This window comes from Streptomyces sp. NPDC101237, assembly GCF_044767465.1.
Taxonomy (GTDB): domain Bacteria; phylum Actinomycetota; class Actinomycetes; order Streptomycetales; family Streptomycetaceae; genus Streptomyces; species Streptomyces gramineus.
In genome coordinates this window covers 255244-276492 of record NZ_JBIWNY010000008.1, presented here as the reverse complement: position 1 = coordinate 276492, position 21249 = coordinate 255244, and the positions used below count along the sequence as shown (strand labels likewise).

The window sequence follows — 21249 nt, the reverse complement described above, 5'->3', positions numbered from 1 at the left end:
CTGGCTGGCACTTCGCATAAGCGGAGTGGGGACGGGGAAGGCCGCGAAGTGCCCGCTCATCGTGGGTTCGGTCACATGGACACGACAAGCGGACGTAAGGTCAAGGGACGGTAAAATTGTTCTGCTTGCTGACCTTGATTCATGTAGATGAACAACTCGCGAGGGGTGCGATGCTCTCGGGTCGCGCCGTCAGCGCATCAGCTCCCCCGCGTTGACCAGCAGTGACTGTCCCGTGATGGCCCGCGCCCGGTCCGAGGCCAGGAACACCGCCGCGTCCGCCACGTCCCCGTCCGTCGCCAGCTCCGGCAGCGCCATCCGCTCCGTCAGCCGCCCCAGCACCTCGTCCTCCGGCACCCCCTCGGTGTGCGCGGTGAACCGCACGTACGCCTGCACCGGCGGCCCCCACATCCAGCCCGGCAGCACCGTGTTGACCCGGATCCGGTGCGGCCCCAGCTCCCTGGCCAGCGAGTACATCGCGCTGGTCAGCGCCCCCTTCGAAGCCGCGTACGCGGCCTGCCGCACCTGCGAGGGCGCGGCGACGGCCGACTGCGTCCCGACGAAGACCACCGCGCCGCCGCCCGCCTCCTTCAGCGCCGGCAGGCAGGCCCGGGTCATCCGCAGCGTCCCGAGCAGGTTCACGTCGACCACCGACGCCCAGGTCGCGAAGTCCGCGTCCTCGACCCCGCCGAAATAGGAGTCCCACGCGGCCACGTGCACCACCGCGTCGACGGACCCGAACCGCTCCCGGGCCAGCGCGGCCAGCGCCTCGCACTGGCCCTCGTCCGTGATGTCGGTGGCGCGGAACGCGGTCCGGCCGCCCTCGGGGTCGATCCCGGCCGCGCTCTTGGCGAGGTTCGCCTCGGTCCGCGCACCGAGCACGGCGTTCCCGCCGTCCCGTACGACGGCCGCCGCGACCTGGTGCCCGAGCCCGGCGCCGACCCCCGAGACGACGACCGTCTTGCCTGCGAGCAGTGACATCGATGGCCTCCCGGCTCTGGCGCTTCATCTGACGGAGCGTCAGAGTATGGGCGAGCGCAGGCGGAAGGAAGGGAAGACGCATGAGCGAGGACACGCGCAGCGAGGTGTACGCGGAGCTGGCCGCGGTCGGCCCCTACGGCGTCCGCCCCGGCCACGCCCTCATCACCATGGTCGAGCCGCACCCCGGCCACGAGTACGCGTACAACCGCTGGTACGAGGACGACCACTACTACGCCGGCGCCATGGCCATGCCCTGGATGTACGCGGGCCGCCGCTGGGTCGCCACCCGCGACCTGCAACTCCTGCGCCGCCCGGAGAAGTCGGCGATCGCCCGGCCCGTCACCGCCGGCTGCTACCTCTCCGTCTACTGGATCACCGACGGCCGCTACGCCGACCACATGAAGTGGACGGTCGCCGTCAACCGGCGCCTCAACCGGGACGCCCGGGTCTACCAGGACCGCACCCACGTCTTCACCGCGTTCCAGGACCACGAGGCCACCGTCTACCGCGACGGCGCCGCGGGCCCCCGCGACTTCCACGCCCTCGACCACCCCTACGCCGGCCTGGTCCTCCAGGTCGTCGACAGCGAGTCGCCCGAGCAGCGGGCCGACCTGCTGGAGTGGCTGCGCGGCCGCTGCCTGCCCAAGCGGCTCGCCGGCTCACCGACGGCCATGGTCACGGCCTTCCGCCCGACACCCCTGCCCGGCGACCGGATGACCTACGTCCAACAGGTGGAGGGCGTCGACACCCGCCTGACCCTGCTGTGGTTCCTCGAAGAGGACCCCAGGCAGTGCTGGGACACCCGCTTCACCGGACTGGACGAGGACATCACCGCATCCGGCCTGGGCCACACGGAACTCCTGGCCCCCTTCATCCCGACGGTCCCGGGCACGGACCGGTACGTGAACGAACTGCGCTGAGCGCTCCGGCGACGGCGGTGAGCCCTTGTGCCGGGTCCGGGACCCGGCACAAGGGCTCACGTCAGACGGGACGGACAGGCGTCAGGAACACTTCCCCCACTGGCAGTTGTGTCCCGACGGCGGCCGGCGCAGGTGCTCGGCCTCCTTGCACCAGGCGCACTTCGTCCGACCGGCGTTCGTGCAGGCACACGCCATGACTACATCCCCCTTCAGCCGTGGATCGCCCGAAAAGCGGGCTTTGGCGAACCCCTACGGTCGTCCTCGCCGTCCGGCCCCGTCAAGCGGGCGGACGGCGTATTCGGGGCGAGGCGCGTCGCGCGAGACCGGCATCAACGGGCGTTGATGGACCGGGTGTCCGGGTCACGGGAGATTGGCGTTGCGAGCGCGCGCCGCACTTCCGCCGACCCCTCCGAACCGGAGAGACACCCATGGACACCTGCCGCAGGGCACCTTTCGCCGTGCCGCCGCTCGGCCACCTCCCGCACGCCACGGCGCACGGCCCCGAGGACGCGGACGACCCGTTCGTCCCCGGCCGGCCGGCCGCCCGCTGACCCAGCCGCCCCGTCACTCCCGCCGCTGCCGCACCGTCGTACCGGTGCGGCAGCGGCGTTTGTCCGCGTAAGGGGCCCAGCCCCGCTCCCGCACGGCCATACTGAGGTCCCGCGGCAGCCCGCGAGGCCTCGTGGACGGGGGGGAGTGAGGGCCGGTGGAGCGCAGCATCGACGGGTACCGGCTCGAAGCCGAACTCGGCCACGGCGGGCAGGCCTCGGTGTACCGGGCCACCGGGCCGGACGGCGCCGTCGTCGCGCTCAAGGCCTGGCACACCCTCGGCGGCGCCCCGGACGAGGCCCGGCACCGGATCGCCCGGGAGGCCGCCCTGGTCGGCCGGATCGACCACCCCGGCGTGGTGCGCCTGCTCGGCGGGAATCCCGACGGCGTCCCTCCCTACCTGGTGTTCGAGTACATCGACGGCACCGCCCTGGACCGGATCGTCGCCCGCCGGGGCCCACTGACCGGGGACCTCGCCCGCGAGACGATCCTCGGACTGCTGCGCGCGCTGAGCGAGATCCACGCCGCGCCCGTGGCGCATCTCGACGTCAAACCGCACAACGTCGTACTGCGCAACGACTCCGGCGGCCTGACACCCGTGCTCATCGACTTCGGCATCGCCCGCTCCGCCGAGGTCACCCACACCCGGCTCACCGGCTACAGCGTGGCCTTCGCCTCACCCGAACAGCTCCGGCTCGACACCGCGTACACGCCGTCCGACGTCTTCTCCTGGGCCTCCACGGTGTACTTCCTGCTCACCGGACGGCACCCCTTCGGGTCCGACCCGGCGGCGGCCGCCGCCGCGATCCGGGACCGGGACGCGCTGCCCGACCCCGGACCGTTCCACGCGGCGGCGGGCGCCGCGGCGAGCCGGCTCTGGGAGATCCTGATCGGCTGCTGGCACCGCGACCCCGCCCTGCGGTGGCCCCTGCACATCGCTCCCGTCCCGGGCGAGGTGACCCGCCCCACCTGCGACACCCGGGCCCTGCTCGGCGCGGCGGAGGACGCGTTCAGCAGCGCGCCCGCCCGCACCCTGCGCCTGGGCCGGATCAACCCGCGCAAGGCCGGGCCCACACCCTGGCACGAGCTGGGCGCGCAGATGCGCCACCACCGCAGGCACGGAGCCTGGTCGATGACCCGCCGTCAGCTGGCCAGCCAGCGCGAACTGCTCGGCCGCACCAGCGCCTTCAGGCTGTGGGCCTACGAGATGGGCTGGAGCGAACCGCCCTTCGACATCGTCTCCATGGTCGACCGGATCACCGAGGCCCAGGGATATCTGCGCTACCTCCACCTGTGCGCACGCGGCAGCGACATGCTCGGCCTGGACGGCCGTCCCCGCGGCTCCCGCTACCCCATACCCGGCGACCGCAGCGAACAGCACGAGGACACCCCCTCGCTCATCGAACTCGCGCCCTGGCAGACGGGCGAGTTCCCGCTGCACATCCGCAACCGCGGGACGGTGACCTGGCGGGACCGGCGGCTGCGGGCGATGGCACCGGCCACCGGCACCGAGACCGTGCGGCTGCGCGGCGAACGCTTCGACGTACCCGAGACCCCGCCCGGCTCCGTCGCCACCGTCCTGATCCCGGTGCGCGCCCCGGGCTGGCCCGCCGTCTACCGCCAGCGGTTCAAAATGGTCGACGCGGAGGGGCTGTTCTGCTTCCCGGGCGTCAACACGCTCGGCATCGAGGTCATGATCCAGGTCGTGCGCAGGGAGGGACATGACGGGCTCGCGGGATGACCGCACGAGCGGCTCCGAGTCCCCGCGGACGGCCCCCGGAACCGCCGACGACGTGGTCGGCGTGCTGTCCGGCGCCTGCCCGCCGGGCACCTCCCGGCCCGGGGACGTGCCCCTGCGCGAGGGCGACCGCTACCTGGTCGGCCGCGCGTCCCGGCTGCGGCTGCCACCGGCCGGCGCCGACACGTTCCTCTCCCTGGGACCAGGAGTGCGGCGGAGCGTGCCGGCCGTCGCGCTCGTCCTGGCCGTCGCCCGCAGCGCCGTCCACCTCCGTGCCGGGCACGGAGCCGTCGACCTGGTGGTGGACGGCACCGTCCTCGCGCCCGGCGGCACACGCCTCGCAGGCCCCGCGCATGACATCGTCGTCGATCCCCTCGGCGTCCCCCGCGCCCTGACCGTCCGCCTGTTCAGCGCGCCACCGGCGTTCGGGCCGCCGCCCGCCAGCGGCACGACCTGCCGTCCCGTGCTCCGGGTGAGCGGGGACCGGCTGCTGCCCATGGCCGTGGCGCTGGCCTGGCCGGCCGTCACCGATGTCCCGCGCCCCAGGGCGGACGGCTGGTCGCTCCCGCAGATCGTGGCCCGCTACCGCGACCTGTGGGACGACGAACCCGCCGAGCCCCGGCACACCCTCTTCCGGCTCCGCGAGGTCCTGGCCGGCGCGCTGAGCGCGGACGGGCGTCCGATGGCGGCGATCGACGACGTCCAGCCGTGGCCCTGGGCCGACCGGATCGAGGACACCCCGTACCTCGACAACGAGTCGTTCATGGCGGCGAAGAACCGCGTCACCGCCGGGTACTTCGCCGCCGCCGGACAGGTGCGCCCCCTCCTGGTCGACCTGCTGGGACACCGGCCGACGGGATGACCGGCGTGCCCGGACCCGCTCACCAGGAACTCACCGTCCTCCCGGACGTGTCCGTGCGGGACAGCCGCGACCCCAGGGCGGACGGACGGATCTCACGCGACAGCGGCACACGGCCCTGGTTCGCCACCCGGTCCAGCCAGTCGAGACACAGGGCCGCGCAGTCGAACTGGCTGTCCGTCAAGTGGTCCGGGACCACCGGGTCCTCCGGATCGGGGGACGGGGACAGCGGGGCCAGGCGCAGCCGCAGATCGTGCTCGGGGCCGAGGAACGCGCCGCGCTCCTCCAGCACCTCCTCGACCCGCGCCAGGGCCCGGTGCACGTCCGCCTTCCAGGCGTCCGCCGGCTGTGCGTCACGGGCGGTGAGCTGGCGCCTGCGCGCCCACCAGTCCAGGTGTCCGGGCGTGGGCCGGGCGTAGACGATGTGCGCGCGGACGTTCCGCAGCAGACGCCGGGCCGCGACGTCGTAGGCGTCCTGGTCGCCGAAGACGTAGGGCCGGACGAGCATCACCACGGGCAGCGGGGCGGCGGGTTCGGAGAGCACCCCGATCCGGCGGGCGGCTGCGCCCCAGCCCTGTCTGCGCCGTCCCGGAGGCGACAGCGCCGGCGACCGGACGAGCCGCCCGGAGTCGAACGTGGTGGCCGAGGTGACCGGTACGAAGCGCCACCCCAGGGCCCTCGCCAGCAGGGCCGCGGTCGGGCCGATCGAGTAGTCCGCGCCGATCACCACCACCGGCAGGCCGTCGGTCGAGGACCAGGGCAGCCGCTCGGCGAAGGGCTGGCCGGTGAGCACGTGCTGGACGAGAAGGTGGGTCGGCCACCGGCGGCACACGGGCCGCCACAGCGTCGTCCCCGGCTCGCCCTGCCAGCTGAAGTCGCCGGCCCGGGACAGCGCGTCGGCCGTGACCACCTCCAGTTCCGCCTGGAACAGCCGGTGCCGCGCCGCCACCGGGTCACTCCCGTCGGAGTCCGGGGGCACCGGAGGCACCGGCCGCATCCCCACCGCCAGCGCGCGGGCCGTCAACTCGTCCGGATCGAGGGCCCGAACGTGGTCGCCGGGCAGGAACTCCGCGGTCAGCGTGGTCGGTACGGAGCACCGGTCGCCCGACTCCAGCGCGTGCAGCCGCACCTGGAAGCGCGCGGCGGCCTGCTCGTCGCCCAGGACCGCCGCGGCCGCCAGCAGCGTGGCGCGGCCGGTGCCCTCGGGCGCCAGCCCGTCCAGGCTCTCGCTCAGTCTCGTCACCGCGGCCGCCGCGGCCTGCAACTGCTCCGGCAGGTCCGGCTGCCTGACGGCCGACACCTCGTGCCGGGGCAACCAGCCCATCTCGGCGTACACCCGGGAGACCTGGACGCCGGCCAGCTCCGCGAGCGCCCGCAGCGCCGTCGGTTTGATCATCGTCCTGCCGCTGGCGTAGCTGCGCAGCGCCCCGGTGCTGATGCCCAGCGTCCTCGCCAGCGTCTCGTCGGTGACCGGTCCCTGTCGCTGCTCCACCTGCCTGCGCAGCTCGCGCATCATGTCCGCGGCGGTCTTCCGCTCGCCGGTTGCGTAGGTCAACGCGCCTCCCCCGAGGCCGAACAGATCTGATGACAAAAGCGTACAGAAATGGCGACTCCCGAGACGTCCGTTCCCTCATCCTTGAGGACATTCGCGATCTCGAACGGGACGGGATCACAAGCGAGTTCGGAACTGAGCGAAGGAAGCCGGCCATGAGTTTCGGTGCTGTGATCGGGCTGCTGCACGCGTTGGGCGTCATCGTGTCGATATGGGTGCTCACCCACCGGACCGGATATTCGGGGTGGCACGGGCTGCCGGTGAGGATCCTCCTGATCAGCCCCGAGTGGTTCGTCGTCAGCGTGCTGAAGGCCCTGGTGTGGGAAGCCGTGCTGGTGTACTGGCTGGCCACCGGGAAGCCGGCCTCCCGCTGGGGCGTTCCGCACGACAGCCGCAGCGGCCGGATCGTGCGGGGCCAGTGGGAGAGGGACGACGAGCCCTCCGCACGGCGGTAGTCGCCCGGACGGCGGTCCGTCGGGCCGGCCGCGCGGACGCCCGCCGGCCGCGGACCGGGCCACCGGTGAGCGGACGTCCCCACCGGCGCCGCTCGCGCACCACGCCAGACGACGCGGAGCCACGCGCCCGCCGAACGCGTTCGACCGCACGAGAGGTGTCACACCGATGGGACTGTTCGCCCGGCACAAGGCACTGCCACCGACGCGCTACGGGTACCGGCCGCCCCGGGGCGCCGTGGGGCTGCGCTGGATCTGCCCGTACGAGGAGTGCGGTCGCGGCGGTCCCGACCGGCCGTCCGACCGCTGGCCGGGCACCTGCCCCGGGTGCGGCACCGCCCTCGTCACGTTCTCGCTCGCCGAACCCTGGCAGCACGAGGCGAAGCGGGTCGAGCTCGACGCTCGGCTGAACGGCTCACCGGAGTACGGCGACCCCGGCCGGGCCCGCGCCGAGGACCTGCTGTGGTCCGCCGACGACGCCCTGAGGGCGGGAGCGCCGGACCGGATCCCGGAGCTAGCGACCCGGCTCGCCGACCTGCTCGACGCCGGCCGTGCCACGGGACGCGTCCACGGGTACGACCAGCTCTTCCACCTCGTGCGGCTCCTCGGGGGTGGCGGCGAGTGGCCGCTCGCCGCCGGTGTCCTGCTCCGGTGGCGGCGTTCGGTCCGCCACGACGACCTGGAGGACAACGTCCAGCGCACCGAGGTCCGCATGCTCGCCTCCTCCCTGATCTTCCTCCTCGAAGAGGCGCCGGCGACGTTCGCCGCCGACCGGCAGGCCGCCTGGGAGACGCTGCGGGAGTTCGTCCCGCTCATCGAGAACGTGACCACCGCCGACATCGACCGCTCGTGGAAACGCCTCCAGCACACCATGGCCGGCCGGCGCGACCCCCACGAGGCGGCCGCCCGCGCGCTGGAGCGCCTGTCCGTCCAGGACGCCGCCCGGCCCATGGGCGGGATGCCGCCGGAGACACCCCTGCGGATGGAGATCCTGGGCCGCCACACCGCCGACATCTCCGCCAGCACGCTGGACGCCTCGTACCTCTGGAGCGTCTGCCTCCAGCCCTACCTGAGCGTGACCCCCGAGGAACTGGCCGCGGTCGTCCTCCCGGTCGGCGGCTGGACGGTGTACGGGGCCTCCCGCTGCCTGCGGGAACTGGGCACGCACGACGAGAGCGGGGCGGCGTACGGCGCCATCTGGGACGCCGGCCTGGAGTTCTACCGCAGCACCGGAGTCTCCAGGGCCCACCTGTCCTTCAACGACCAGCAGCGCTGGATCCTGCGCCACGGCCCCGACAGCTGGTGAGGTGCCCGGAGGCGTCGCCGGAGCGTTCGTACCCGCTCCGGCGACGGCTCACTTCAGCTCGTCCGGGCAGGGGGTGCCGCGGGGCAGTTGGTAGGGGGCCGCCAGACGGTAGGTTCCCGTCTTCGGGGCCAGCAGCATCGTCCAGCGGTCGCCCTTGGCGTCCTCCGGTGTCTCCAGCAGGCAGCCGTTGACATTGGTGTACGTCTTCGGCGTGCCCTCGGCACGGTTCTTGGAGGCCTGGGTCTCCTGCGGCGGCTTCAGGCTCTTGCCGTCCGCGTCGACGATGCTCAGCCACGGCGAGTACGGGATCCGGATCAGGATCCGGCCGGCCGTGCGCACCTCGATGGTCAGCTCGCCCTGCTCGGCGCTGTCCACCACCGCGTCGGGCTCGGCGAGGGGCGTGGGATCGGTCACCCGGAACAGCTGCCAGTTGGCGTCGCCCCAGACCTGCTTCAGGTACGGCATCCCGCGCCGGACCAGCGCCCGCTCGCGCTCGCCGCCGTCGCCGTCGGGGTCGTCCTTCGGCAGCACCACGAAGTGCACGGCCCAGCGCTGCAGCCACTCGTGGTAGTTGGCGGAGTTGAGGGTGTCGTCGTAGAAGAGCGGGTTGCGCTCCATGTCGGCCTGGCGGTTCCAGCCGCGGGCCAGGTTGACGTACGGCGCGAGCGCGGACGCCTCCCGGTGCGAGCGGGCCGGGACCACCTCGACGCGGCCCTTCTCGGCGCCGACCTGCTGGAGCTGGTTGACCAGCGGGGCGAGCTCGCGGGCCCAGGAGGCCGCCGGGGTCGTGTGGATGATGTCGTCGACCGCCTTGAAGCCGATCCAGCCGACGAAGCCGAGGAAGGCGAGGACGGTGACGTAGTACCTGCGCGAGCGCGGCACGGTGTACGGGAGGGCCGCGATCAGGGCGGCGCCCGCGAACAGCATCGGCAGCCGGGATATGTTCGAGCCGATCTGCGAGCTGACCAGCCACACCAGCACGACCCCGAGGCTGTACACGGCGGCCGTCAGTCGGACCGTCTTCCACTCCTCGGGGACGAGGAAGAGGCAGAGCAGGCCGTAGCCCAGCGGCATGACCACCGAGCCGAAGCCCATCGGCTGGGTGCCGGAGAACGGGAACAGCCAGGCCGACACGGCGACCACGGCGGCCGGAGCGAGGCCCAGCGCCCAGGCGCCCGGCCGGCGCTTCTGCAGGAACAGCGCGACCGCGACCAGGCCGACGAAGAGCCCGGCCACCGGCGACGACATGGTGGCGAGGGCCGCGAACGGCGCCGCGACCAGGGCCTTCGCCCATCGCTTGTGACGCCAGCGGTGGGGCCAGCAGAACACCGCTCCCACCGAGGCCAGCGCGAACGCGGTGCCGAGACCGAAGGTGACCCGTCCGGAGACCGCGTTGCAGATCAGCGCGAGCACCCCGGCGAGCGAGGCCCACAGCGGGTTCTTCACCACGCGGCTGCGGATGAGGAGCAGGGTCAGCAGTCCGGCCGAGACCGTGCCGGCGATCATCATCGTCGTACGGACGCCGAGCACCGACATCAGGTACGGCGAGACCACGCTGTACGACACCGGGTGCATGCCGCCGTACCAGGCGAGGTTGTACGCGGAGTCCGGGTGGCGGCCGACGAACTCGGCCCAGGCGTCCTGCGCCGCGAGGTCGCCGCCGCTGTTCGCGAACGTGAACAGCCAGATGATGTGCAGGATGCCGGCGAGGGCCGTGACGGCCAGCACCGGGTGGCGCGAGGGCCACTCGCGCAGCGGCGCGTCCCGGTCGAGGAGCCGGCGGAGGCCGCCGTTACGCCGCGTGCCGGGTCTGTCGTGGGCGGTGCGCGGCCCGGTCTCGGGCAGGGCTATTCGCGGGCCGGCTACCGGGCCCGGTTCGGCGTCGTCGGCGCGTGTCGGCTCCGCTGTGGCCACCTGAAGGCACTCCCCGTGTCCCGTCTTCTGTTCTCGGCCGCGTTCCACGGTGTTACCGGCCGGTTCTCGTCCAGTTCGCGGCCGCGTCCCGGCGACCGGCGACCTGCCCCGATTCGCGACGCTAGCACGCACCCCGCCGCGGGGCCTCTGGGTGGGCCGCCATCAGCGGGGTGCGGGGACGGAATGTGCGTGATGTGTCAGCCGATGCGGGTCAGTTTGCTCGTGAACCCGGGCTCGGCCAGATCCTTCTGCAGGGCGACCGGGATCTGCACCGCGGAACCGGAGCCGTCACCGACGGTGAGGGCACCGACCTTCGTGCCGGCCTTCGCGGTGTGCGGCACGTCGTCGGCCTGGAAGGTCAGCTTCACCTTCAGGCCCGACCAGCCGACCGCGGTGACGTCCTTGGTCGCCGTGACCGGGGTACGGCCGCCGAGACCGTCGTCCACGTACCCGACGACGTCACCCTTCTTGTAGACGGTCGCCGACTTCAGCGCGCCCTGGGCCGCCCGGATCAGCTGGTCGCCGGCGTTGAGGGCGGCCTTGAGGATGCTGTTGTCGTTGCTGGCGTTGGCCGGCTGCCGGATCACCGCGCCGATGACCGTGCGGGTCTCGCCGTTCACGTCCTTCTTGGCGGCGAAGACCAGGTTGCCGAGGGCGGAGGTGGTGGTGCCGGTCTTGATGCCGACGACGTCGTTGTGACCGACCAGCTGGTTCCAGTTCGAGTGGTTGGCACCCTTGTAGTCGTCGTACGACATCATCGCGGCGACCTCGCGGAAGGTCGGCTCGCTCGCCATCGCGGCCTTCGCCAGCTTCACCTGGTCCACGGCCGTGGACACCGTGGAGTCGGTGAGCCCCGACGGGTCGGTGTACGTCGTGTTGGTCATGCCGAGCTTCTTCGCCGTGGTGTTCATCTTCGCCACGAACGCCTTCTCGGAGCCGGCGTCCCAACGGGCCAGCAGGCGGGCCACGTTGTTGGCGGAGGCGATGAGGATGCCCTCCAGGGCCTCGCGCTGCGTGATCGAGTCGCCGGCCGTCACGTCGACGGTGGACTCCTGTCCGGCGTTCGACTGGTCCTGGGCCGCCTGGTCGATCTTTATCTTGGGGCCGGCGGCACCGCTCTTGAGGGGGTGGTCGCGCAGGATGAGGTACGCGGTCATCACCTTGGCGACGCTGGCGATCGGCACGGGCTTCTGGTCGCCGGACGAACCGAACGAGCCGATGCCCTGGACGTCCAGGGCGGCCTGTCCGTCGGCGGGCCAGGGGATGTCGGCCTTGCTGCCGTCGAAGGTGTAGCTGTCCTTCGCGGTGAGCGACAGGGTGGGCTGCGGCAGCGGACGGAGAGCCTGTACGACCGCAAAGACGATCAGCAGGACGATGGCCAGGGGCGTCCAGATCTTGACGCGCCGGACGGCGGTCCTGACCGGCGTCTCCGGCGGCGGAGGCGTGTTGGTCAGCTCGGCGAGCAGGTCCAGCGGGGGCTTCGGCGGGAGCGGTACCTGGGTGGTGCGCTCGGGGCCGACCTGGGGCAGGACGGTGGTGCGGGTGGTGGAGGCGGTGCCGGCGCCCGTGCCGGGGGCGGCGGCGGGAGGGGTCTCGGGCTTGGCGCCGGGTTCGGTGTTCGGCTTGCCGCCCGGCTTGGGGTCCGGCTTGAGGTCCGACTTCAGGGCGACGAACCTGCTGGTGCGCTCGGGGTCGGACGCCGGCTTCTTCGGCTCGGCGCCGAGCTTGAGCGTGGTGGTGGGCTGGTCCACCTGCGGGGGGCGGGGCGCCTTCAGCATGGTGGTCGGCTGGTCGACGGCGGCCTCGGCCGCGCCTTCGGCCGCCTTCGTCTTCCCACCCGCACCACCCGTGCGGGAACCGTCCTCGGCCGCGGGTGGCCCCTGCGGGGCGTCCTCGCCGTCGGCGTCCGCGGGGTCGGCTGCGGAGTCTTCCGGTGCCGCGTCCTCCGGCTCGGCGTCTCCGGGTGCGGAGTCCTCCGGTGCCGCGTCTTCGGGTGCGGCGTCCTTCGGCTCGGCGTCTCCGGGTGCGGAGTCCTCCGGTGCCGCGTCCTTCGGTGCGGAGTCTTCCGGTGCCGCGTCTTCGGGTGCGGCGTCCTTCGACTCGGCGTCCTTCGGTTCGGCGTCGGTCGTGGGCTCGTTCGCCGGTGTCGCGTCCTCGGGCTCGGCGTCGGCCTTCGGGGCGGCGTCCTCGGGGGTGCCGGGCGCCTCGGGCTTGTCCTGGGGTGCCGCGTCCTCCGGTTCGGCGGCAGCCTCCGGTTCGGCGGCAGCCTTCGGTGCCGCGTCCGCGTCCGCGTCCGCCTCCGCCTCCGCGTCCGCGGACTCCGCGTCGTGCGTCGCCTCGGGGGCCGTGGCGCCCTTACCGGCCGTGGCGCCCTTACCGGCCGTGGCGGCCTTCTCCGGCGGCGCGGGGGCGTCCTGGGGCTTCTCGGCGTCGTCGGGGCCCTCGGGGCCCTCTCCGGGCTCCGTGGCCGCCTCGGGCCGCTCAGGCCGCTCCGCGTCGGAGGCCTCGCCCTCCGTCGCCGGCGTACCCGTGCGCACCCACGCCGCCACCGCCTGACGGAGCTTCGGGTCGTCCTCGCCGTCCGGCTTCACGTCCGGTACCGAGAAGACCCGGGTCGCGGTGTCCACGCCGCCGGCCGTCTCCCTGTCGTCCTCGCCGGCCACCGCCAGCCGTGGGTCGCGTGGTTCGGGAACCGTTCCCGCACTCCCCGACGTCGGTTCCGCCGACGACTCGCGCTGCTTCGACCTGTCGGGGGACTCGCCCGCCACCGATGCCTCCTCCACGCTTCGCACGTTTCCGTGCGCTGTCCGAACCATGTACCAGTGTCCTGTGTGCGGGCTTAGCCGCTGTGGTAGACGAGAACGACATACCTTCCGGTTCCCTTACAAACCGGTCACGCGCCCTCGACAGACCAATGTGAGAGGGGTCACCCTGTCATTCATCCACGCGGGGAGGCATGGATGGGCAGGAGCCGCAGAACACTTCCGGAGGAGCTTCTGCTGCTGGCACTGGACCCGACCACGGGTACCACTGCGCAGCCGCAGTCGCTCGACCTCGGTCTGGCCGGAGCACAGCTAGTAGAGCTGGCGCTGGCCGGACGGATAGCCCCAGACGGGGATCGTATCGCCGTGGTGCAGCCACGGCCGACTGGAGATCCGACTTTGGACTGCGCGTTGGAGTTGCTGCGAAGGCGTGGCGCTCCCGTGCGGGCTGTGCACTGGATCGGCGGGCCACGTCTGGGACTTCGCCAGACGTATCTCTCGTATCTGGAGCGGTGCGGCATGGTGCATGCCGTGGCGGGCCAGATGTGCGGGGTGCTCCCGACGACCCGGTACCAGGCGACGGACAACGAGATCAGCCGGGAGATCCGAGCCCGACTGGATTCGGCGATCCGTACCGGCGTACCACCGGACCCGCGGACCGCGGCGCTCGCCGCCCTGGCCCACGCGGTCGGCCTCGGCAAGCACCTGTATCCGGGCAACGAGGGACGCTCCTCGCGTTCCCGGCTGCGGGACTTGATACGGCACGACCCGATGGGCGGGCTCGTGGCCCACGCCGTCATGGACGTGCAGAACGGCGCGGGTGCCCAGCCACGGCGCCAGGCCGGGCCCCCGGCCAGGCCCGGTGCGCCGGAACCCGCCCGCGGCGTTCCCATGCAACCGCGCCGAGGCGCGGGCGCGATGGCGCGGGCCGCGGTTCACTGAGCCGCGGTGACACGACCGCGGCAGCAGGCAACACAGCACCATTGAGACCAGGTTCGGGAGCCGCTGGTCCGGACGGGGCGGTGAGGCGCAGCGGTACGCGCCTCACCGCCCCGCCCGGTTTTTTCGCGGAACCTGCCCGAACCGAACGCGTACGCGCTGCATATACGCGGTTTCCCAGCGGTAGGAAGCACCTTGGTGGCAGTCTGCTCAACAGCAGATACGCAAAGTGGTACTTACAGGCAGGCAGCCGGAGGTGCGCGTCCCGTGGCGTCCAATGTCAATCCCACCGTCAGGCGGCGCCGGCTGGGCCAGGAGCTGCGCAGGCTCCGTGAGCTCAAGGGCATGACGGCGGAGGAAGTGGCGGAGCGGCTGCTCGTTTCGCAGTCGAAGATCAGCCGGCTGGAGAACGGCCGCCGGAGCATCAGCCAGCGAGACGTCCGCGACCTGTGCGGGGTCTACGAGGTCGAGGACCAGCGGGTCGTCGAGTCGCTGATGGAGATGGCCCGGGATTCGCGGCAGCAGGGCTGGTGGCACGCGTTCGGCGACATCCCGTACAGCGTCTACATCGGTCTGGAGACCGACGCCGAGTCGCTGCGGGTGTACGAACCCCAGCTCGTCACCGGGCTGTTGCAGACCCGGGCGTACGCCGAGGCCCTGGTGCAGGGCGCGCTGCCGGAGACCTCCGCCGCCGACATCGAGAAGCGGGTCCAGGTCCGGATGCGGCGACAGGAACGTATCACCGCCGAGCACAACCCCCTCCGCCTGTGGGTGGTGCTCGACGAGGCCGCGCTGCGCCGTCTCGTCGGCAACCGGCTCGTGATGCGCGAGCAGTTGGAGTACCTGATCGAGATGTCCCAGCAGCCGCACATCACCGTGCAGGTGCTGCCCTTCGAGGTGGGCGCGCATCCCGGCCTCAACGGCCAGTACGCGATCCTGGAGTTCGCCGACGCGGCCGACTCCAGCGTCGTCTACCTGGAGGGCGTGACCAGCGACCTGTACCTGGAGAAGGCCCATGACGTGCAGAAGTACGCCGTGATGTACGAGCACCTGCGGGCCCAGTCGCTGAACGTCGAGCAGTCCCGGCAGTTCATCTCCGACGCGGCCAAGGAGTACGCCCGCTGAGCCCTCCCGGACGGTGAGCGCCGCATCGTACACCGGTGCCATGCCTCAGCGGAAGAATCCCCTGGAATATGCCACCCGGTCGAGTGAACGAGTGCTCCAGGCGGGGGAGTTGGCTAGTAGCGTCGATCACGCCAACCGATCAGAAGGTTGGCGTGAATCGCACTACAGCAACTCGTTACAGGAGTGGACATGGCACTGCTTCAGGGCGCCACGGAGACGTGGACGAAGTCCTCCTATTCCGCAGGGAACGGGGCGTGCGTCGAGGTCAAGTCACCGACGACCGCTGGACTCGCCGTACGCGACTCCAAGGTCGAGGAGGGCCCGGTCCTCGCGTTCCCGGCCGGCGCGTGGAACGCGTTCGTGGCCACGGTCAAGGCGTAGGGGTATTCGCTGACCGATCGGCCACGCTCCCGACGATGACAACCACAACTGCACAAGCGTCACCACAAGAGCCCTCTCGACTAGCTCGCCGTCCTTGCCGAGGGGGCTCGGCTTGTGCCACCGGCCCGACCGGCCGGCCGGCCACCGGCCCGACCGGCCGCTCGGCCGTCGGGTCGGCCGGCCGAGCGGCCACCGGCCCGGCTGCCGGAGCGTGGACAGAGCCGGTCGCCGGGCCGGTCGCCGTCCCCGCTACCGGACGGGGAAGGCCACGTCGCACACCGGGTCCTCCGGGCCCGCCGCGTCCCAGTCCGTGAAGTAGACCTCCCGGCAGGGACCGTCGTACTCCAGGCCGTCCTGCCGGGCCACCCAGCCCTCCACCGCCTCGAAGGCCGCCAGGATCTGCGGATGCGCCACCTGCGCCTTGCTGATCCGCGTGTACGCCAGCGTGCGCGCCGGCTCGACGCGCACCCTGGTCTCCCAGGACCGCCCGTACCGCTCCACCCAGGCCCGCGCCGCCGCCTCGTCCGCCACCGGCACACAGGCCTCGACCGGCCCGTCGCTCTCCACGGACACCTCCGCGTGGTACACGACGAACGGCGCCGCCGTCACACCCCCGCACGCACGCGCCGCGCCCTCCAGCCGGCCCAGCGCGGCACCGATCCAGGCGGGCAGCTCGTCCGCCAGGGTGTGCCGCGTCTCGGTGACCACCACCTGCGCGGGCACCCGCACCGTCTCCACCACGAACGTCTCGTACATCTGCGAACTCCTCCCGGACAGCCGTCCACGGAGATATGCGGCGAGGGTCCGCTGCCCGGCGATCCGCCGCTCGACGTCCGCCCAGTAGGCGGCCAGCAGCTCCGCGGCCCGCGCGTCGCCGTCCGCCCCACCGCCGTCCGCCGCCTCGACCAGCTCGGCGATCCGCGTCAGCGGCATGTCCAGCCGGCGCAGCAGCGCCACCAGCCGGGCGCGCTCCGCCTGCCCGGCCCGGTAGTACCGGTAGCCGGACGCCTCGTCGACGTACGCGGTCGCCAGCAGCCCCAGCCGGTCGTACAGGCGCAGCGCCTTCGCCGAGAGCCGGGACCGCGCCGCGAACGCGCCGATCGTGAGCAGTTCCTCGTCCACCGCGTCCTCCCCGGCCGCATCCTCCGTCACCGGGCCCCGTGGCCCGGCCCGACCGACGCTCGGCCCTGCCCCAGGGACAAGGTCAAGCGGGGCACGGAACGCCGACGGCGGCCCCGGGAGCGACTCCCGTGACCGCCGCCGCGAAGCAGGAAGGCTCAGCCGATGGCCTTCTCCACCGCGGCCACGACCTCAGCCGACTCCGGCTCGGTCTGCGGCGCGAACCGGGCGACGACCTGGCCGTCCCGCCCGATCAGGAACTTCTCGAAGTTCCAGCGGATGTCACCGGTGTGGCCCTCGTCGTCGGCGAAGGGGGTGAGACGGTCGTACAGCGGGTGCCGGCCCTCACCGTTGACCTCGACCTTCTCGGTCAGCGGGAAGGTCACGCCGTACGTCGCCGAGCAGAACTCCGCGATCTCCTCGGCGCTGCCGGGCTCCTGCCCGAGGAACTGGTTGCAGGGCACGCCGAGCACGGTGAAGCCCTGCGCCGCGTACCGCTCCTGAAGCCGCTCCAGGCCGCTGTACTGCGGGGTCAGGCCGCACTTGGAGGCCACGTTCACAATGAGCACGGCCTTGCCGGCGTACCCCGACAGGTCGGCGGAACCGCCCTGGAGAGCACCGATCTCGGTGTCGAGTACGGATCCGTTGTTCTCGGTAGTCGTCATAAGCGGATGCTAACTCCGAGGCGTGACCGGCCGGGGCCCGGCCGGCGCCAGGTCTAGTGATATGGCTAGGCCCGCGGCCGGTCGCCGGGTGCGGGGGCGGGAGCCTCCGGTGAGGGTTCCGGTGCGGCCGTGACCTCGGCCCGCGGCCCGAACCGGTCCGCGACGGCGGCGATCTGCTCGATCCCGGCCTTGAGCGCGGCCTGTCCCTCCGGGGCGTCCAGCTCCCGCTCGTTCTTCTCGACCTCCTGGTCCAGCCGCTTGGCCGCGCGGTCGAAGTAGCGCAGCAGCTCGACCGGGAACGGCATCACCAGCGTGGAGTTCTTCTCGGCGGCGACCTCGACGACGGTCTGCAGCAGCCGCAGCTGCATCGCCTCCGGCGTGTCGGACATGATCCGGGAGGCGTTCGCGAGCTGCTGCGCGGCCTGGAACTCGCCGTCGGCGGTGATGACCCGGGCCCGCCGCTCCCGCTCGGCCTCCGCCTGCCGGGACATGGACCGCTTCAGCGACTCCGGCAGCTGTACGTCCTTGATCTCGACGCGGTCGATGTGGATGCCCCACTCGGCGGCCGGACTGTCGATCATCAGGGCGAGCCCCTCGTGCAGCCGCTCCCGGTCGGTGAGCAGGTCGTCGAGGTCGCTCTTGCCGATGATGGACCGCAGCGACGACTGGGCGACCTGCCCGACGGCGAAGACGTAGTCCTGCACCTCGATGGCGGCCCGGATCGGGTCGGTGACCCGGAAGTAGACGACGGCGTCGACCTTCACGGACACGTTGTCCTTGGTGATGCCCTCCTGGGTGGGCACCGGCATGGTGACCACCTGCACGTTCACCTTGCGCATCCGGTCGGCGAAGGGGATGAGGAAGGTGACCCCGGGGTGCCGGTAGGCCGGCAGCGCCTTGCCCCACCGGAACACGACCCCGCGCTCGATCTGGTTGACCACCCGCATCCCGCCGCGCAGGACCAACAGGCCCAGGACGAAAGCGACCACGACCCCTATGACGGCGCCGTCCATCGGCACTCACTCCCTCTCCGACATGATCCTGACGAGGATCCGGTAAGGAAGATGACACCGGCCGGACGCCACGGGATGCGGGAGTCGGCGTCAGGAGTGCGTAAAGAAAACGACCGCCCGGACGGCCCGCGGCGGGGTCGTCCGGACGGCCCGGGGCCAGGCCGGCCGGGCGCCGGTCGCGCACGCCGCGCGCACCGGGGCCCGACGCGGCCCTCCCACGGGTCCCTAGTCGACGTCCACCGGGCCGTCGTCCGACTTCCTGCCCTTGCTGGACGGCAGCTGGAGCAGCGAGCTGTCGCCGCCGTCCGCGCCCTTCTCGGAGCGGCGTCCGTCCGACTCCTGGCCGCTCAGGTTCTGCCGGACCGAGTCGAGGATCGTCAGGCCCTGCGAGACCAGGCCGGCGGCGATCTCACCGAGGCCGTCCGCGCCGTTGAGGACGTTCACGTTGGCGCCCGCGAGACCGCCGGCCGCCTCCTTGACGATCTGCGGAAGCTGGTCGATCAGCATCCGGTCGAGCGCGACCCGGTCGTACGACGCGGCCGCCTCCGCCTGGATCTTCATCCGCTGCGCCTCGGCGGACGCGAGGATCCTGACCCGCTCGGCCTCGGCCTCGGCGGGCTTCACGACCTCGGAGACGAGCTGCTGCTGGCGCAGCTTGGCCTGGCGCAGGGCCAGCTCCGTCTGGGCGGCGAGCACCTCCTGCTGGGCGTGCGCCTGCGCCAGCGGACCGGCCTGCGCGGCCTGCGCCTGGGCACGGTCCACCTCGGCCGAGTACTCGGCCTTGACGATCGCGGTCTGCCGGGCGTACTCGGCCTGGTTCCGGGCCGCCACCTGCTCGGCCTCGACCGCGGCCTGCGTGGCCTGCGCCTGGGCGATCTGGGCCTGCCGCTGGATGGCCGCCTTGTGCGGCGCGGACATCGCGTCGATGTAGCCGGTGTCGCCGTCGTCGATGGACTGGATCTGCAGCGAGTCGACGATCAGGCCGATCTTCGCCATCTCCGTCTTGGAGGTGTCCAGGACCTCCGCCGCGAGCTTCTGCCGCTCGGTGACGATCTCCTCGACCGTCATCGAACCGATGATGGCCCGCAGGTGACCCGCGAAGATCCGGCCGGTGAGCACGGACATCTGCTCCTGGTCGGAGAGGAAACGCTGGCCCGCGTTGATGATGCTCTCGTGGTCGTTGCCGACCTTGAAGGCGATGACCGCGCGGACGTGCAACGAGATGCCCTGTCTCGTCACGCAGGTCTCGGTGACCTCGGACTCGCACATCGACAGGGTGAGGAACCGGACCTTCCGTACGACCGGCAGCACGAACTTCCCGTGCCCCGTCACCACTCGGAACGGCGCGCCCCCCAGTCCCCGCCTGCCTCCCGAGATCAACATCGCCTCGTCGGGAGCGGGTACGCGGTATCCGAACATTCCTGTTACTCCTCAGCCGGCCTCGGCACTGTCGCCGAGCGCGTCCAATGGATCCACCCACTCGATGACGCCCACCTCGCGGCATCCCCGTGATTCGATCACGAGCACCGCGGCGCCCACCGGCAGGGGCTCCTCCGACCAGGCGAGGAAGGTCTCGGAGCCGCCCCTGACGCGCACGAGGACCTCGCCGGGACCCGCGGGACCGCGCGTCGCGATGAGGACCTCCCCCGTGCGGCCGATCACGGCCTCGTCCTGCGGCATCACCGGCCGTCCTCCTCGTCCTGGCCCATGATTCCGACGATAGACCCACCGGGCCCGGCACCCAATGGCCAGGACCCCGCCCCCTTCCGCTCACCCCCCCGCCGCCCGCGACCCGCCGCCCGCGACCCGGCGCCCGCGACCCGCCGCGCGGACCGGGTCCGCGGCGAGGCCCGGGGTCCGGGGTCCGGGGTCCGGGCTCAGGTCCGGGCGCCGTCGAAGACGAAGAGCGGCTTGGCGCCGTGGGCGGGCTCCTCGGCGAACGCGACGGCCTCGGCGAAGCCGTCCAGCGGGAAGGGCCGCCCGGGCGGGATGGTCAGCACGCCCTCGGCGACGAGCGTGAACACCTCGGACAGCGCGCGCAGCACCTCCGCGGGGCTGGCGGAGCCGAACCAGCGGTTCAGCCAGAAACCGCGGACCGTCTTGGCCTCGTAGATGACCGAGCGGGCCCGCAGCGGGATCGTCAGCGCCGCCGGGTCGGTCTGCCGGTGGGTGGAGAGCGCGCCGTAGACCACGAGCTCGCCGCCCGGCGCCAGCGCCTGGGAGACCTGGGCGCCCACCGGACCCGCGACACAGTCGGTGGCCTTGCGCACCCCGGCCGGCCCCGCGATCTCGGCCACCCGCCGCGCCAGGTCCTCGTCCTCCGTGCAGATGACCTCGTCACCGCCGAGGGCCTTGATCTCGTCGACGGCGGCGCGCCGTCGCACCACGTTGATGGTGGGGATCCCCAGATGCCGGGCCAGCTGGATGACGAGCCGGCCGACCGTGGAGCCCGCGGCCGTCTGCACCAGCCACTCGCCCGGCCGCACGTCGAGTTCGCGGGTCACCAGGAGCAGCGCGGTCAGGGGGTTGACGGCGAGCTGGCAGGCGCTGGAGTCGTTCAGGTCGTCCGGGACCGGCAGCAGCCGGTGGGCGTCGGCGACGAGGTACTCCTGCCAGGTGCCGACCACGGGCGGCCCGGGTACGGCGGGGACCGCGACGGCCACCACGCGCTCGCCGATCTCCAGCCCCTCCGTCTCAGGACCGAGCGCCTCGACGTGCCCCACGCACTCCATGTGCCCGCCGACCGTGGGGAAGACCGGGAAGAACCCGTAACGGCCGCGCAGCACGTGCAGATCACTGGCGTGGATCGGCGTAGCCGTCACGCGGATCAGCGCCTGACCTGCTCCCGGCTCCGGAACCGGCCGGGACTCCAGCCGCAGGACGTCGGCCGGCTCGCCGACCTCGCCGGCCACGAGCGCGCGCATGGTGTGGGGCATGGGGGACCTCGTCTCTCCGCGCCCGACGGACTCGACGGACG

The 21249-nt window shown here is 72.4% G+C and carries 19 protein-coding genes; 9 read left to right on the top strand and 10 right to left on the bottom strand.

Translation table 11 applies throughout. From position 1 onward, the window contains the following. Positions 1-189: 189 nt before the first annotated feature. Positions 190-978: an SDR family oxidoreductase gene (locus ACIRQ9_RS15730; protein ID WP_404172376.1), complete on the bottom strand. Its 789-nt coding sequence runs from the start codon at positions 976-978 to the stop codon at positions 190-192. Between the two features lie 80 nt (positions 979-1058). On the opposite strand from ACIRQ9_RS15730, the gene ACIRQ9_RS15725 reads away from it, so the two are divergent. From ACIRQ9_RS15725 to ACIRQ9_RS15710, 4 genes are all read left to right on the top strand, one after another. Further along, a complete protein-coding gene (locus ACIRQ9_RS15725; RefSeq protein WP_404172373.1) occupies positions 1059-1898 on the top strand; it encodes a hypothetical protein in 840 nt (279 codons plus the stop codon). Between the two features lie 428 nt (positions 1899-2326). Beyond that, the gene (locus ACIRQ9_RS15720; protein WP_404172370.1) at positions 2327-2449 is read left to right on the top strand and encodes a hypothetical protein; all 123 of its coding nucleotides are present in this window, start codon (positions 2327-2329) and stop codon (positions 2447-2449) included. Between the two features lie 155 nt (positions 2450-2604). Next, positions 2605-4188 (top strand): protein kinase, encoded by a 1584-nt coding sequence (locus tag ACIRQ9_RS15715; RefSeq protein ID WP_404172367.1) that lies wholly within the window; start codon positions 2605-2607, stop codon positions 4186-4188. Then, entirely contained in the window at positions 4169-5047 is an 879-nt protein-coding gene (locus ACIRQ9_RS15710) for a hypothetical protein (protein WP_404172364.1), read from the top strand. Before ACIRQ9_RS15715 ends, ACIRQ9_RS15710 begins: the two co-directional genes overlap by 20 nt. Before the next feature lie 19 nt (positions 5048-5066). Here ACIRQ9_RS15710 and ACIRQ9_RS15705 read toward each other — a convergent pair whose 3' ends face one another. After that, the gene (locus ACIRQ9_RS15705; protein WP_404172361.1) at positions 5067-6599 is read right to left on the bottom strand and encodes a helix-turn-helix domain-containing protein; all 1533 of its coding nucleotides are present in this window, start codon (positions 6597-6599) and stop codon (positions 5067-5069) included. 152 nt (positions 6600-6751) lie between these two features. On the opposite strand from ACIRQ9_RS15705, the gene ACIRQ9_RS15700 reads away from it, so the two are divergent. Further along, a complete protein-coding gene (locus ACIRQ9_RS15700; RefSeq protein WP_404172358.1) occupies positions 6752-7051 on the top strand; it encodes a hypothetical protein in 300 nt (99 codons plus the stop codon). A 166-nt stretch (positions 7052-7217) separates the two neighbouring features. Further along, a complete protein-coding gene (locus ACIRQ9_RS15695; RefSeq protein ID WP_404172355.1) occupies positions 7218-8354 on the top strand; it encodes a hypothetical protein in 1137 nt (378 codons plus the stop codon). 48 nt (positions 8355-8402) lie between these two features. Here the strand turns inward: ACIRQ9_RS15695 and ACIRQ9_RS15690 are convergent, their stop codons facing one another. Both ACIRQ9_RS15690 and ACIRQ9_RS15685 read right to left on the bottom strand, forming a co-directional pair. Continuing rightward, positions 8403-10268 (bottom strand): MFS transporter, encoded by a 1866-nt coding sequence (locus tag ACIRQ9_RS15690; protein WP_404172352.1) that lies wholly within the window; start codon positions 10266-10268, stop codon positions 8403-8405. Between the two features lie 197 nt (positions 10269-10465). After that, entirely contained in the window at positions 10466-13084 is a 2619-nt protein-coding gene (locus ACIRQ9_RS15685) for a D-alanyl-D-alanine carboxypeptidase (protein WP_404172350.1), read from the bottom strand. A 144-nt stretch (positions 13085-13228) separates the two neighbouring features. Here ACIRQ9_RS15685 and ACIRQ9_RS15680 point away from each other — a divergent pair, with 144 nt between their 5' ends. The 3 genes from ACIRQ9_RS15680 to ACIRQ9_RS15670 all read left to right on the top strand — a co-directional run bounded on the left by ACIRQ9_RS15680 (position 13229) and on the right by ACIRQ9_RS15670 (position 15475). Then, the gene (locus ACIRQ9_RS15680) at positions 13229-13972 is read left to right on the top strand and encodes a GPP34 family phosphoprotein (protein ID WP_404172347.1); all 744 of its coding nucleotides are present in this window, start codon (positions 13229-13231) and stop codon (positions 13970-13972) included. Between the two features lie 264 nt (positions 13973-14236). After that, on the top strand, positions 14237-15094 hold the full coding sequence (locus tag ACIRQ9_RS15675) for a helix-turn-helix transcriptional regulator (protein WP_365576632.1): 858 nt from the start codon (positions 14237-14239) through the stop codon (positions 15092-15094). A gap of 189 nt (positions 15095-15283) precedes the next feature. Further along, a complete protein-coding gene (locus ACIRQ9_RS15670) occupies positions 15284-15475 on the top strand; it encodes a DUF397 domain-containing protein (RefSeq protein WP_404172344.1) in 192 nt (63 codons plus the stop codon). 249 nt (positions 15476-15724) lie between these two features. Here the strand turns inward: ACIRQ9_RS15670 and ACIRQ9_RS15665 are convergent, their stop codons facing one another. The 6 genes from ACIRQ9_RS15665 to ACIRQ9_RS15640 all read right to left on the bottom strand — a co-directional run bounded on the left by ACIRQ9_RS15665 (position 15725) and on the right by ACIRQ9_RS15640 (position 21208). After that, positions 15725-16627, bottom strand: a complete 903-nt coding sequence (locus ACIRQ9_RS15665; protein ID WP_404172341.1) for a MerR family transcriptional regulator — start codon at positions 16625-16627, stop codon at positions 15725-15727. Between the two features lie 125 nt (positions 16628-16752). Then, positions 16753-17259: a glutathione peroxidase gene (locus ACIRQ9_RS15660; protein ID WP_404172338.1), complete on the bottom strand. Its 507-nt coding sequence runs from the start codon at positions 17257-17259 to the stop codon at positions 16753-16755. A 65-nt stretch (positions 17260-17324) separates the two neighbouring features. Beyond that, positions 17325-18272 carry a slipin family protein gene (locus ACIRQ9_RS15655; protein WP_404172335.1) on the bottom strand — a complete coding sequence of 316 codons (948 nt, stop codon included), beginning with the start codon at positions 18270-18272 and terminating at the stop codon, positions 17325-17327. A 225-nt stretch (positions 18273-18497) separates the two neighbouring features. After that, positions 18498-19691: an SPFH domain-containing protein gene (locus ACIRQ9_RS15650; RefSeq protein WP_404172332.1), complete on the bottom strand. Its 1194-nt coding sequence runs from the start codon at positions 19689-19691 to the stop codon at positions 18498-18500. A 12-nt stretch (positions 19692-19703) separates the two neighbouring features. Further along, on the bottom strand, positions 19704-19952 hold the full coding sequence (locus tag ACIRQ9_RS15645; RefSeq protein WP_404172329.1) for a hypothetical protein: 249 nt from the start codon (positions 19950-19952) through the stop codon (positions 19704-19706). A gap of 197 nt (positions 19953-20149) precedes the next feature. Continuing rightward, entirely contained in the window at positions 20150-21208 is a 1059-nt protein-coding gene (locus ACIRQ9_RS15640) for a zinc-dependent alcohol dehydrogenase family protein (RefSeq protein WP_404172326.1), read from the bottom strand. Positions 21209-21249 lie beyond the last annotated feature (41 nt).